10 protein-coding genes are annotated in these 11,566 nt (G+C 70.3%); 5 read left to right on the top strand and 5 right to left on the bottom strand.

Annotation, left to right across the window (positions count from 1 at the left end; translation table 11 throughout):
* Positions 1 to 272: 272 nt before the first annotated feature.
* The gene (locus tag ACWEKR_RS28770; protein ID WP_452357102.1) at positions 273 to 1,244 is read right to left on the bottom strand and encodes a helix-turn-helix transcriptional regulator; all 972 of its coding nucleotides are present in this window, start codon (positions 1,242 to 1,244) and stop codon (positions 273 to 275) included.
* A gap of 96 nt (positions 1,245 to 1,340) precedes the next feature.
* Here ACWEKR_RS28770 and ACWEKR_RS28765 point away from each other — a divergent pair, with 96 nt between their 5' ends.
* A complete protein-coding gene (locus ACWEKR_RS28765) occupies positions 1,341 to 2,477 on the top strand; it encodes an epoxide hydrolase family protein (RefSeq protein ID WP_452357101.1) in 1,137 nt (378 codons plus the stop codon).
* A 166-nt stretch (positions 2,478 to 2,643) separates the two neighbouring features.
* Here the strand turns inward: ACWEKR_RS28765 and ACWEKR_RS28760 are convergent, their stop codons facing one another.
* Complete coding sequence (locus ACWEKR_RS28760; RefSeq protein WP_452357100.1) at positions 2,644 to 3,351, bottom strand: hypothetical protein; 708 nt, start codon at positions 3,349 to 3,351, stop codon at positions 2,644 to 2,646.
* 205 nt (positions 3,352 to 3,556) lie between these two features.
* Between ACWEKR_RS28760 and ACWEKR_RS28755 the strand changes: the two genes are divergently transcribed.
* Together ACWEKR_RS28755 and ACWEKR_RS28750 are read left to right on the top strand one after the other, a co-directional pair.
* The gene (locus ACWEKR_RS28755) at positions 3,557 to 4,729 is read left to right on the top strand and encodes an acyl-CoA dehydrogenase family protein (RefSeq protein ID WP_452357099.1); all 1,173 of its coding nucleotides are present in this window, start codon (positions 3,557 to 3,559) and stop codon (positions 4,727 to 4,729) included.
* Between the two features lie 9 nt (positions 4,730 to 4,738).
* Positions 4,739 to 5,863 carry an acyl-CoA dehydrogenase family protein gene (locus ACWEKR_RS28750; RefSeq protein WP_452357098.1) on the top strand — a complete coding sequence of 375 codons (1,125 nt, stop codon included), beginning with the start codon at positions 4,739 to 4,741 and terminating at the stop codon, positions 5,861 to 5,863.
* A 39-nt stretch (positions 5,864 to 5,902) separates the two neighbouring features.
* On the opposite strand, the gene ACWEKR_RS28745 is transcribed toward ACWEKR_RS28750, so the two are convergent.
* Entirely contained in the window at positions 5,903 to 6,334 is a 432-nt protein-coding gene (locus ACWEKR_RS28745; protein WP_452357097.1) for a hypothetical protein, read from the bottom strand.
* 348 nt (positions 6,335 to 6,682) lie between these two features.
* On the opposite strand from ACWEKR_RS28745, the gene ACWEKR_RS28740 reads away from it, so the two are divergent.
* Together ACWEKR_RS28740 and ACWEKR_RS28735 are read left to right on the top strand one after the other, a co-directional pair.
* On the top strand, positions 6,683 to 6,901 hold the full coding sequence (locus ACWEKR_RS28740; protein WP_281877839.1) for a hypothetical protein: 219 nt from the start codon (positions 6,683 to 6,685) through the stop codon (positions 6,899 to 6,901).
* 90 nt (positions 6,902 to 6,991) lie between these two features.
* A complete protein-coding gene (locus ACWEKR_RS28735) occupies positions 6,992 to 7,822 on the top strand; it encodes a GNAT family N-acetyltransferase (protein ID WP_452357096.1) in 831 nt (276 codons plus the stop codon).
* 90 nt (positions 7,823 to 7,912) lie between these two features.
* Here the strand turns inward: ACWEKR_RS28735 and ACWEKR_RS28730 are convergent, their stop codons facing one another.
* Both ACWEKR_RS28730 and ACWEKR_RS28725 read right to left on the bottom strand, forming a co-directional pair.
* On the bottom strand, positions 7,913 to 9,529 hold the full coding sequence (locus ACWEKR_RS28730) for a serine/threonine-protein kinase (RefSeq protein WP_452357095.1): 1,617 nt from the start codon (positions 9,527 to 9,529) through the stop codon (positions 7,913 to 7,915).
* 3 nt (positions 9,530 to 9,532) lie between these two features.
* Positions 9,533 to 11,350: a protein kinase domain-containing protein gene (locus ACWEKR_RS28725; protein WP_452357094.1), complete on the bottom strand. Its 1,818-nt coding sequence runs from the start codon at positions 11,348 to 11,350 to the stop codon at positions 9,533 to 9,535.
* Between the last annotated feature and the right edge of the window lie 216 nt (positions 11,351 to 11,566).

Raw genomic sequence — 11,566 nt, 5'->3', positions numbered from 1 at the left:
GCCGCGCGCAGGCCCTCGCCGCGCGCAGGCCCTCGCCGCGCGCAGGCCCTCGCCGCGCGCAGGCCCTCGCCGCGCGCAGGCCCTCGCCGCGCGCAGGCCCTCGCCGCGCGCACGCCCTCGCCGCGCGCACGCCTTCGCCGCGGCGGAAGGCCGGGTCCGTCGCGGCAGTTCGTCTGGCGGTGTGTGCGGATGCCAGGACTGCCCGGTCGGCTCCGGCCTCACACGGTTGTAGCTCTCCCAGCGGGCGACAGTGACAACTCGGATCGCTCGAGTCATGTGCGCTGCGGGACGATCGCGCGCTCGGCGCGGTCGGCGATGGCGCGCAGGTGCACGATGAGTTCCGGCGGCTCATGAACCTCGAAGTCGGCTCCCAGCCCGAGCAGCCGGTGGGCCAGCCACTCCGGTGCGTCGTCGCGAACGGTATCGATCCGGCACGTGTGCGCGTCGATCGGGACGATCTCGCCCGGACCGTCACCCAGCCGTCCCGCGACTCGGTCGGCGGAAGCGTGGATGGTCAGGCGGAGCCGGAACGCCGGTGTCCCCCAGTCGGTGCGGCGGCCCGTGACATACGCGGCGGGATCGGCGGCGGGTAGCGGGCGCGGCGTGAAGCGAGCGGCGGTGGGCTGCGGACGGTCGATCCGGTCGACGCGGTAGACCCGCCAGCCTGCCCGGTCGAGGTCGTAGCCGACCAGGTACCAGCGCCGCCGGGCGGGCACGAGTCCCACCGGCTCGGCATTGCGCCTCGTCTCGGCGCCTGCCTCGTCGCGGTAGGCGAATCGCACCCGTTCCCGGTTGGCCACGGTGGCCGCGAGCGTGGCGAGCACCTCGGGGTCGGCAGCGGGCCCGGCGCCGGTGGGCGGAGTCAGCGCGGCGGCGAAGATCCGCACTCTGCGCCGCAATTTCGCGGGCAGCACCTGCTCCACTTTGGCCAGCGCCCGGACCGAAGCCTCCTCGATTCCGGCCACTGCGGACCCGGCTGCGGCGCGCAACCCGACCGCGATGGCGACGGCCTCGTCGTCCTCCACCAGCAGCGGCGGCATCGCCGCGCCCGCCGCCAGCCGGTAACCGCCCGCCGCGCCGAGCGTCGCGGTGACCGGATAGCCGAGCTCGCGCAACCGATCGATATCGCGGCGCACCGTGCGGTCGGTGACGCCGAGGCGTTCGGCCAATTCGCTGCCCGGCCATTCGCGCGGCGTCTGCAGCAGCGACAGCAGACGAAGGAGTCGGGCGGGAGTGTCGTTCATGTCCCGAGGATGCCGGAAATCTAGGACTTGTTCAGTCCTAGATGCCGCTTAGCGTCGGCGTCGTACCGCAGAACCGACCGGTGAGGAGCCGACCACATGACCGACATCCGACCCTTCCGCATCGAGATTCCCCAGGCCGAGGTGGCCGACTTGCACGACCGGCTCGCCCGCACCCGCTGGGCCGCCCAGCTGCCCGGCGCGGGCTGGGATCGGGGCGTGCCGGTCGACTACCTGCGCGAGCTGGCCGAGTACTGGCGGACCGGGTTCGACTGGCGCGCACAGGAAGCGGCGCTCAACGCGTTCCCCCAGTTCCTCACCCGCATCGACGGGCTCGACGTGCACTGTGTGCACGTGCGCTCGCCGGAGCCGGACGCGACGCCGCTGATCCTCACCCACGGCTGGCCGAACTCGTTCGCCGAGTTCGCCGAGACCATCGGCCCGCTCGCGGATCCGCGCGCGCACGGACTCGATCCGGCCCAGGCCTTCCATGTCGTGGTGCCCTCGGTCCCGGGTTTCGGCTTCTCCGAAGGGCCGCGCGAGCTCGGCATGACACCGGCGAAAGTGGCCCGGATGTGGCTGACCCTGATGGATCGCCTCGGCTACCGGCGTTTCGGGGCGCAGGGCGGCGATCTCGGCGCCTATGTCGCGCCCGAACTGGCCATCGCTGCGCCGGACCGAGTGATCGGCGTGCACCTCGACGGCGGGATCGGGATGCCGACCGCGGCGGACGTGCCCACCATGACGCCCGAGGAACGCGCCGAGTGGGACGGCATGCAGCAATGGATGACCGGAGGGGTGAACCACCACGTCCTGCTGCACGCCGCCCCGCAGACCTTCGCACACGCCTGGACCGATTCACCCGTGGGCCTGCTCGCCTGGCTGATGCAGAAGTTCACCGAGTTCGCCCCGCTCGCCGACCGGGTCGAGGACGTGATCAGCCGCGATCAACTGCTGACCAACGTCAGCCTGTACTGGTTCACCGGCACCGCGGCCTCCTCGTCCTGGCCGATGTACAACGGCCTCGGCGAGAACGGATTCGCCTGGCCGAAAGGGCAGAAACTGGTGCCGACCGGCACCTACGGCGGCGGATCCGCGTTGATGCGCAGGCTCGCCGAACGCGACAACACCATCGTGCACTGGCCGGAGGGCAACACCGGCAACCACTTCATCGCGATGGAACGCCCGCAGGCGCACGTCGCCGACATCCGCGCCTTCTTCGCCGCCCTGCGGTAGGAGGCGCCGAGGACGATGCTCCGTCGAACCGGGACATGTCGCCAGGTGGCTGCGCGGCCATGCGGGTCGATCAGCGCGGCTCGATGCGACCGCATCCAGGTGGCAGGGCGGGTGCGCCGTTTCCGCGCCGGGCTGGGGAAACGTCGGTCCAGGGGTGAACCGGCTCCTACGGGGTGGGCTCGCCGCCGGAGCCGCTCGGCGCGGGCTGTGCCGGAGACGCCGGGGCGGGAGCGGGCGCCGGCGGCGGAGCCGGGGCATCAGGGACGGTGAACAACCCGACTGTGGGTGTCATCACACAGTGGGCGAAGGGGTAGTCGATGATGCCCCACATCGAGGCGAGCACCGTGCCCGGTCCGCTCTTGACGGTCTTGGACAGCGTCGGCAGGCGGTACTCGGTCACGTCGTCGAGCGGATCGATGCCGCTGGCGCCGGTGTTCACGTTCACCCAGGCGACGACCAGCCCGGACGCCAGGGGAGCGCCGGAGTGCGACGGGGTGGCGCTGAAACGCAGCTCGCCGGGACCGACGTTCAGGTCTCGGCCTGCGCCGGTCCCGTCGGTCGTGGCGGCCGCGATGACCGTGGTGATCGGCCCGTTGCTGCCGCAGCCGAACGTGGGCGCGGCGTAGGAGAACGGGGTGAACACGCTGGACACCTCGCGCAGGCGCGCGGCGCCGATCAAGTCGGCGTAGCGCCTGAGCGCGCCGACGCCCTCCTGTGCGGACGGATCGGATCCGGCGATGTCGGAGAGATGGTCCAGGCCGGAGTCCACCGGCGTCTGGGGCCCTGCGGTGGCGGGCGCGGCGAAGGTGAGAACCGCGCCGATGGCGAGAGATGCCGCGGCGGCCGCGGCGCGTGCGATGGTCCTGCCGTTCACTCGTTCTCCTCGATACCGAACCCTGTGGGCCCCCGACCCACCTGCAGCAACGTACCAGCTCGCGGCCGCTGCCGTCCCGGGGAGCGGCGCCTGGGACGGGGGTCGTGAGCGGCGCGGGTGTCCCTTCGTTGTGATCCAGTCGACAATGGTGGATTACCGGGAGGTAGGTTTGACTCGGACGTACGAGACACGCAGGGAGATGCGTATGAAACTATCCTTGTCACCCGACGACGTCGCCTTCCGCGACGAACTGCGCAAGTTCTATCGGACCGAGATCCCGGCCGATATCCGCGAGCGCGTGCGGGACGGCCGTGAGCTGTCCCGCGACGACATCGTCACCACGCACAAAATCCTCAACGACCACGGCCTCGCGGTGCCCAACTGGCCCGTCGAGTGGGGCGGCAAGGATTGGACGCCGATGCAGCGCCACCTCTGGCAGGACGAGATGCAGCTGGCCTCGGTGCCCGAGCCGCTGACGTTCAATGCCCAGATGGTCGGCCCGGTGATCGCCCACTTCGGCTCGCAGGAGCTGAAGGAGCGGTTCCTGCCGCCCACCGCGGCGCTGGACATCTGGTGGTGCCAGGGCTTCTCCGAGCCGGACGCCGGCTCCGACCTGGCCTCGCTGCGCACCACCGCGGTCCGCGACGGCGATTCCTACATCGTCAACGGCCAGAAGATCTGGACCACGCTGGCCCAGTACGCGGACTGGATCTTCTGCCTGGTGCGCACCGACCCCAGCGCGCCGAAGAAGCAGGCGGGCATCTCCTTCCTGCTGTTCGACGTGCGCTCGCCCGGTGTCACCATTCGCCCGATCAAGCTGATCGACGGCGGGCACGAGGTGAACGAGGTCTTCTTCGAGAACGTCCGGGTGCCCGCCGACCAGCTGGTCGGTGAGGAGAACATGGGCTGGACCTACGCGAAGTTCCTGCTCGGCAACGAGCGCACCGGCATCACCGGCGTCGGTCGCACCAAGGTCAAGATCGGCGTGGCCAAGCAGTACGCGGCGAAGACCAAGTCGGGCAACGGCACGCTGCTGGAGGACCCGGTGTTCGCGGCGCGGGTCGCCGAGCTGGAGAACGAGCTGCTCGCGCTGGAACTCACCCAGCTGCGGGTGGTGTCCAACTCGTCGGACGGCAAGCCGAATCCGGCGTCGTCGGTGCTGAAGCTGCGCGGTTCGGAACTCCAGCAGGCAGCCACCGAGCTGCTGCTGGACATCGCGGGACCGGACGCCATCCCGGTGGGTGCGGACGACATCGCCTCGCCCGGCTGGGCGCAGCGCAGCGGCCCTTCCTACCTGAACTACCGCAAGACAACCATTTACGGAGGCTCCAGCGAGGTGCAGCGCACCATCATCGCCTCCACGATCCTCGGATTGTGAGGCGACATTATGGATTTCGATCTCACCGATGAACAGGTCATGCTCCGCGACACGGTCCGTGACCTACTCGCCCGCACCTACGACGCGGAATCGCGGCTCAAGGTCGTCGACTCCGAACTCGGCTGGAGCCGCGACGTGTGGCGCCAGCTCGCCGAACTGGGCGTGCTCGGCCTGAGTTTCACCGAGGAGGACGGTGGCGTCGGCGCCGGTCCCGTGGAGACGATGGTCGTGCTCGAGGAGGTGGGCCGCAGACTCGCTCCGGAACCGATCCTGGACGCGGTGCTGGTGCCCGGCGGGCTGATCGCCGCGGCGGGCAGTGCCGAACAGCGGCAGCGGATCTTGCCCGAGGTCGCCTCGGGCGCCAAGCTGCTCGCGTTCGCCCACGCCGAGCCGGGGGTGCGCTGGCCGTCGAACGACCTGGCGACCACCGCCGGGGCGCAGGGTGATTCGTACACGCTGACCGGCGTGAAGAACCCCGTTCCGCACGGGGATAGCGCCGACGAGCTCGTGGTGAGCGCCACGCTGCCGGATGGCGGTGTGGGGCTGTTCCTGGTCGCGTCCGACGCGACGGGCGTGGTCCGCAAGTCCTACCGCACGGTGGACGGTCAGCGCGGCGCGCAGCTGGAACTGACCGACGCGCCCGCCGAGCGGCTCGGCGCGGCGGACGCGGCCGAGGCGATCGCGTCCGTGCTCACGCACGCGCAGGCGAGCCTGTGCGCGGAGTCGGTCGGCGCGATGGAAGAGGCGTTGCGGCTGACCGCCGACTACCTCAAGCAGCGCAAGCAGTTCGGCGTCACGCTGTCGAAGTTCCAGACGCTCACGCAGCGGGCGGCCGAGATGTACGTCTCGCTGGAGCTGGCGCGCAGCATGAGCCTGTACGCCACGGCGTCGCTGGCGGACGGGGCCGACGATCCGGTGATAGCCTCGCGCGCCCGGTTGCAGGTCGGTCGCGCGGCCCGGCACATCGGACAGGAGGCGATCCAGATGCACGGCGGCATCGGCGTCACCGCGGAGTACCCGGTGAGCCACTACGTGGCCAGGCTGACCGCGATCGAGCACACCCTCGGCAGCGGACTCGAGCATCTGCGGGTGCTCAGCGACCGGGTCGGCGACTACGAGCTGCCCGAGCTGTAAGGAGTGCCGCGGTGGTGCGTGCTTGCGCACCACCGCGTCTCACTCGTCCGCGCCCTCCGGGGAGGTCCGCAGTTGCGTGGGCACCTCGTCCGTCGATTCGCCGGTGGGCGTTCGCGCGGTGGGCGGCCTGGGGTCCTCGGGTGGCGCGGCCTGCGAGGTGTTCTCGTGCGGGTTTCGCGGGGACGGCTCGGCGGTGGTGCTGCTCATGAAGCCCGCGAACGGGGTCGGGTGCCGCTGGTCGGCCGGTGCGATCCGCCAGCTGGGCGACGGTGGGATGACGACCCTGGGGGTGGTCGATCCGGTAGTGCTCTCGTGGACCACGGGTTCGGCGTATTCGCCCGCCTTCAGCGGCGGCGGCGGCACGTAGGTGTCCTGTTTGCCGACGCCGCAGGCGCCGATCAGGACGAGTCCGATGGAAACCGCTCCCGCGGCGATCGCCGGACCGGCGATCTTGGCCCTGCTGCTTTCCAACGGTGACGCTCCTCGTGTGTATCGAGTGGACTCACCTTACTCGAGGCCGGTCGGTCCGGCGAGGCGAGTGGTCGCTGGGGATACGCCGGGCGGCGCATATAAAACAGTTCTGCTTCAGATATCGAATTGGTCTCTTCGGCGTGTCGTGGGCACGTGTCGCTATCTTCCGGCGTCCCGGGGTCGTAGCGTGTGTGAGCAAAGTTACGCGTGAGACGCCGGTTTAAGGATGAGAGACACGTTGTGTGAGAACGTGATAGTGGTTCTCTGACCGGCGTCATCGAGGAGTAGATGATGGGAGCTTACTCGACAGCGTCGCGGCGTGGTTCATCCCGCGCCGCGGAAGATGAGGTGTCGGCAACGGCGCAGCATCCCGCGTCGAACCAGCAGGGCGTGTTCACGATCGTGTCGCGGACGCTCGCCTGGCTGTTCTTCATCGGCGGACTCGTCGGGGCGGTGCTCGGCATCGCCGGCCTGCACGTCGAGATCACGGTCGCCGGACTCATTCTCGCCTGCACCGCGGGGCTGGTCCTGCTCAAACTCCGCGCGGGTGGCGGCGAACCCGACTGACCCGAAACCGGCCGGTCGCCCGGTGACCGGACCGGCATCGGCCGCGAGAAACGAAGGCGCGCAACACTTCAGGCGCCTACCGTGATTTTCATGAGGATCGAGATCACCACCGACGCCGCCGAGTTCCGCTCGGTCGCGGGGTCGTTCCTGCTCCGCGATCCGCTGCGGCACACCGTGCTCACCACGAGCGTCGCCAACCACCTCACGGGCATGGACGCCCCGGCCGAGGCCTCGCGGTTCCTGTCGGTCCACGGTGCGGACGCCGCGGTGGTCGGCGCCGCCATGCGGGTGGCCGGTCGCGACGTGTATCTCGGCGCGTTACCGCCCGACGGCATCCCCGCGGTGGCTCGCGCGCTTGCCGACGTCGTCCCCGCCAGCGCGGGCGTCGAAGGCGTCGTCGAGGACGCGACCGCTTTCGCCGGACACTGGTGCGCACTGCTGGGGAAGAGTTTTCACCAGTCGTACGTCACCCGGCTGCACCGGCTGGGCGCGCTGCGGATCCCGGAGGTGGCCGGAGCGCCGCGCCCGGCCCGGGACTCCGACGTCGCGCTGTGCCTGGACTGGCTGGCGGCCATGCGCGAAGAGTCCGGCATGGCGTCCGGACTGGACGAAGCCGCGATCCGCCGCCGGGTGCAGGCGGGCCGCTGGTGGCTGTGGGAACGCGACGGGGAACCGGTCAGCCTTGCCGCGCATCAGATCCCGATCCAGGGCTGGTCGCGGATCGGACCGGTCTACACCCCGCCGGAGGCGCGCGGGCACGGTTACGCCTCCGCGGTGACCGCGCACGTCGCGAAGCTGCTGCGCGACCAGAGCCTCGAGGTCTGCCTGTTCGCCGACATCGTCAACACCACGGCCAACCGGATCTATCGGACGATCGGCTTCCACCCGACGCACGAGTTCGCCCACTACGTCTTCGAGTAGCCCGCCGGGACGGTGCGCGACGCGGCGGCGAACCAGGCGAACACCGGCGCCGGACTCGGCGGCGCGGGCCACCCGTTGATCACCGCGGACTCAATTCAACGGCGCTGATTTCCACCAAGCCATCAATTCGGCATCGGTGGCGATGAATCCGGCGCTGTACATCAACATGGTCGCGCGGCCGGGATCCGACGAGAAGGCGGTGACCATGCGCGGGCGCAGGTTGCGACTGTCGTGCAGCGTGTAGTTGGTGTAACTGCGCCCGCTGTCGTTGGTGGCGGTGGCGCGGTCGTTGGCCGGTAGCGCGGCGAGCGCCGCCTGCGCGTCGGCGGGCGAATCGTAGAGGTAGAAGTCGAAGGACGCCTTGTTCGGGCCGCCGAAGCAGCTCCACATCACCAGCCAGGGGCCGAAATCCGGATCGTCGTGGTCGCGCGTCGTCGCGGAGTCCGGTGCGTGCGCGAAACAGCCCGCCTTGTTGTACCCGGTTCCGGAGTGCACCAAGCGCTGCGCCGAGGTCTCCGGCAGCATGTCCGGGAACGCGGCGCTCAGCTCCGCCGCGCGGGCGCCGATCGTGGCACCGTCCGTGGGGGCGGAGGCGGTCGTGGTGGGCCGCCCGGTGACCGAGGGCCCGGCGGAGGTGGCGTTCTGCGGGCGTGCGGACGTCGTCGGGGCGGCGGAACCGGGAGAACCGTTGTCGCTGAGGGCCACCGCGACGACGAGACCGAGCAGGGCGACGACCGACAGCAAGCCGATCCAGCCGCCCACCGAGGCATGCCATCGGGAACGTCGCTTCGCGCCGAGGTAGGCGCGCGCCGGACGCTGTGGGATCGCCGCGCCGGTTGGGGGCGGCGTATTCGGCGCTGGTGGTGGCGACCACGCCGGGGCGGTGAGCGCCCGCCATGCGGCGGCGGCGAACTCACCGCACGAGTCGAAACGATCGGCCGCGTGCTTGGCCATCGCCTTGGCCAGCACGCCGTCCAATGCCACCGGCAACCCGGGCCGCAGCCTGCTGACCAGGGGCGGTGGAGCGCTGAGATGGCCCTGGATCACCGCGACCGGATTGGTGGCGTCGAACGGCACCGTGCCGGTCAGCAAGCGGAACAGCGTGCAGGCCAGCGCGTACTGGTCGGCGCGGTGATCAAGCGGCGCACCGGACAGCTGCTCCGGCGCGGCGTAGGCCAAGGTGGCGGTGAAGGTCCCGGTCTGGGTGAGACCGCCGGTGTCGTCCCGGAATCGGGCGATGCCGAAGTCGGAGAGGTAGACGCGCTCCTGCTCGCCGTCGACGCGCTCCAGCAGGATGTTCGCCGGTTTCACATCACGGTGCAGCACGCCGCGGCTGTGCGCGAAGTCCAGCGCCTTGGCTGTCTCGGCGATGATCTGCACCGCGCGCTGCGGCGGCAACGTCCACGCGTCCAGCGCGGCGGCGTCGGTGCCGTCGATATAGCGCATGCAGATCCACAGCCGGTCGCCCTCGACGCCCCGGTCGAACACCGTGACGATGTTCGGGTGGTCCAGCCGCGCGACGAGGTCCGCCTCCCGCTCGAAGCGGGCGCGGATCTCCTTCTCGTCGAACAGCTCCGCGTTCAACAGCTTCATCGCTGTCAACCGGGGCAGCCGCGGATGCCGGGCCAGGTACACCGATCCCATCCCGCCGCGGCCGAGCAGGCGTTCGATGGTGTATCCCGCGAAGACCTCGCCGGTGTGCAGCATCGGTCAGTTCAGCGGCGCCGAGCGCCACCAGCGCAGCGCCTCGTCGATGGTGGTGTGGGCGAAGCCGTCGGTGTACATCAGATACTGGGTCCGGTCCGGGTCGCCGGTGAACGCGGTCACCAACTTGGCGCCCTCGTCGACGTACTTGTAATTGGTGTAGGTCTTCCCGCCGTTGGTGTCCGTGGACTTGGTGGCCGACGAGGGCAGGGTCTTCAACACCGCCTGGACGTCGGCGGGGGTCTTGTAGACGTAGATGCGGTAGTACGGGTCCTCGTTGTTGCCGCCCTTGAAGCAGCGCCACTGCGCGGCCCAGTCGCCGAAGTCCGGGTCGCCCTTGGACGGCGAGGGCGGCGAGCTGGGCGAGGCCAGCCAGCACTCGGCGCCGTTGTAGCCGATCTCCTCGGTCTTGGAGGCGGGCACCATCCGCGGGAACTCGGCGCTGATCGACTCCGGCGTCGCGTCGACGAGGTTCGGCTTCACCGCCGACGTGGTTGTGGTGCCGCCGTTGTTCGAGCCCGAATCGGAGACCGCGCCGATGATGCCGAGCACCACCAGGATCAGCACGACCACACCGACCGCCAGGCCGACGATCAGCCCGGTGTTCTTCTTGGGCGGCGGCGCGGCCGAAGGATGGGCGTGCGCGCCGTGCGGCGGCGCGGGCGGGGCGGCGAAGCCGGAGAACTGCTGCTGCGGGTAAGGATTGGCGGCCGTCGGCTGCGGCGCGGGGCCGGTCTGCGGTCGTGAGTTCGCCACCGGAGCGGGCGGCGGAGTCGCGGGCGACGCCGAGGCGGCGAGCGGGTTCGGGCCGCTGGTCTGCGGGGTGTGCGCCTGGTGGCCGGGTCCGCTGACATAGTGACCCTGCGCCACCGGATACGGCGAGCCGGTGGCCGGGACCTGTGGCCCGGTCGTCGGGCGTGGCCCGGCGGTCGGGTGCGGTGGACCGGTGACCGGGCGGGGGCCGCCCACCACCGGCATCGACGGCACGCTCGAACCGGTCAGCGCCTGCTTGGCGGCCGCCGCGAATTCCGCGCAGCTGCCGTATCGGTCGTCGGGCCGCTTGGCCATCGCCCTGGCCAGAACGCTGTCCAGCGCGAAAGGCAGTCCGGGGCGGACGCTGCTCAGCGCGGGCGGCGCGCCCTGCAGATGCCCCTGGATGACCGCGGCGGGGTTGGTCGCGGAAAACGGTCCGGTGCCGGTGAACAACCAGAACAGTGAACAGGCCAGCGAGTACTGGTCGGAGCGGTGGTCGAGCGAGGCGCCGGTGAGCTGTTCGGGCGAAGCGTAGGCCAGCGTCGCCGTGAACGTGCCGGTCTGGGTGAGATGACCGGTGTCGTCGCGCAGCCGCGCGATGCCGAAGTCGGTGAGGTACACCCGCTCACCGCGACCGGCCGTGGAGCGGGCCAGCAGGATGTTGGCGGGTTTCACGTCCCGGTGCAGCACCCCGTTGCCGTGCGCGTAGTCCAGCGCGTCGGCGGTCTCCTTGATGATCTGCACCGCGCGTTCGGGCGGCAGCGACTTCGGTTCCACGGAGGCGGCGTCGATGCCGTCGACGTACTGCATCGAGATCCACAGCTGCTCGTCCTCTAGCCCGCGGTCGTAGACCGTGACGATGTTCGGGTGATCGAGCTGGGCGACCAGATCCGCCTCCCGTTCGAACCGCGCCCGCACCTCCTTGTCGAAGAACATTTCCCGATTCAGCAGCTTCAGCGCGGTCATCCGCGGCAGCCGCGGATGTTTCGCCAAATAGACCGAGCCCATGCCACCGCGGCCGAGTTGCCGCTCGATGACATAGCCGGCGAAAACGTCACCGCTGGCCAGCATGACTGCTCCACTTCCCGCCGCCCGCCGGGACCCACCGGCGAACAGGCGTACAGCAAAAGAATGCGTGGCCGGAGCAGGGTCCGACCACGGAAAACATCGAAACCATAGCAGTAGTCGCGCCTCGCCTTATCGCTCGTCGAGCGCGGTGGCGCGCGGGCGATCGACGGGACCCGGACCGCCCGGCGGTGGCCGGGGGTCCGGAGGTTGCTGGTGTGG

It is taken from the genome of Nocardia sp. NPDC004573 (assembly GCF_053602135.1).
Note: the sequence above shows the minus strand (reverse complement) of the source record. Positions and strands in the feature narration are given on the sequence as shown.